The sequence below is a fragment of the Staphylococcus sp. EG-SA-2 genome, assembly GCF_017152085.1.
This window is the reverse complement of the sequence record NZ_JACYHC010001087.1, coordinates 1-732: the sequence shown is the minus strand read 5'-3', so window position 1 is coordinate 732 and position 732 is coordinate 1. Positions and strand designations below refer to the sequence as shown.

The 732-nt window shown below is 34.4% G+C and carries 1 protein-coding gene; it reads right to left on the bottom strand.

From position 1 onward, the window contains the following. The coding region (locus tag IDG60_RS22915; protein ID WP_241013394.1) for a hypothetical protein at positions 1 to 87 on the bottom strand (87 nt) is incomplete at its 3' end. Positions 88 to 732 lie beyond the last annotated feature (645 nt).

Genomic DNA, 732 nt, shown 5'->3' with positions numbered 1-732 from the left:
ATTCTGTATAAAATATTTATTGAAATCACAATATGTACATATTCTTACACAAAATGGAATATGTATATATGCACTTTGTACCGTCATTTTAATGCCCCGCTTCTCAGACTGTTTATCCAATCGGCTACATCCTGTTGGACTATCTGCTGTTATTCTTACTTTTAACTTTAACGTTTAATCAATGGTTGTCTAAAATATCGATTCATTTTGATATTTATTCTTGTTTAGAGGGAGTGAGATAGAAATAATAAAGAACCACTAATGATTTATTATGTAGTGGCTCTTACACATTAGCCAGATGTAATATGTCCTTAAAAATAAAATTACATGAGTAAAACTCATGCATAAGGGAGTGGGACAGAAATGATATTTTCGCAAAATTTATTTCGTTGTCCCACCCCAACTTGCATTGTCTGTAGAAATTGGGAATCCAATTTCTCTGTGTTGGGGCCCACACCCCAACTTGCATTGCCTGTAGAATTTCTTTTCGAAATTCTCTGTGTTGGGGCCCCATTGTTATAAGCTCATTTTAACTCTGTCGATGACTGCCAATATAACATTGTAAAGCCCAGGACGTTAATTTATCCTAGGCTCCCTCTTTTTAGGGTTCTCCACCAAATGTGGTGGGTATATAATTTAAAGAACTATTTTAAATTACAACTTTTAGAGTTTTTATTATTAGGCGGCCAGTCCATTATTGGGCTTGGTTGTCTTCTTTTTTTCTCCTTTGTA